At 64.4% G+C, this 472-nt stretch carries 1 protein-coding gene; it reads right to left on the bottom strand.

What is annotated here, in order from left to right; all coding sequences use genetic code 11:
- Positions 1–17 precede the first annotated feature (17 nt).
- Positions 18–472: glutathionylspermidine synthase family protein (locus RM844_RS32405; RefSeq protein ID WP_311671024.1), on the bottom strand; the 455-nt coding region annotated here is incomplete at its 5' end.

The raw sequence follows: 472 nt of genomic DNA, 5'->3' as shown, positions 1-472 counted from the left end.
GGGGTATTCCTTCCAGGTCACTGCGGGATGCGGTGTGGCACAAAGGCAGCGCCGTTGTCGGTGACGAGACCGGAGGTCTCGCGGATCCCGAGTCCGGCGGATTCGTCGCCGACGATCCACGCGCCCAACGCGGGGCGCATGTCGTCGAATTGCGGTAGCGGATCGAGCAACTGGTACACGTAGCCCTCTTCGCCGTACACACCGCCGGTCTCGGTCTCGAACCCGGGACCGACGATGGTGATGTTGGCACCCTCACGCCCCAGTTTGGGCTTGCGCACGTACTCGGTCAGCTCGTGCGGGTCATCGACGTAGGCGGGCAACAGGTTCGGGTGCCCGGGATACATCTCCCACAGCACCGCCAGGATCGCCTTGTTACTCAACAGCGTCTTCCACAGCGGTTCCACCCACATCGTGGCGGGCATCTGCTCGACCGCCCTGCGACCGAAATCGTCGTCGAGCATCCATTCCCAGG

Source organism: Streptomyces chisholmiae, assembly GCF_031845445.1.
GTDB classification, from domain to species: Bacteria; Actinomycetota; Actinomycetes; order Streptomycetales; family Streptomycetaceae; genus Streptomyces; species Streptomyces chisholmiae.
The sequence above is the reverse complement of the archived record's forward strand: the minus strand, read 5'-3'. Positions and strand labels throughout refer to the sequence as shown.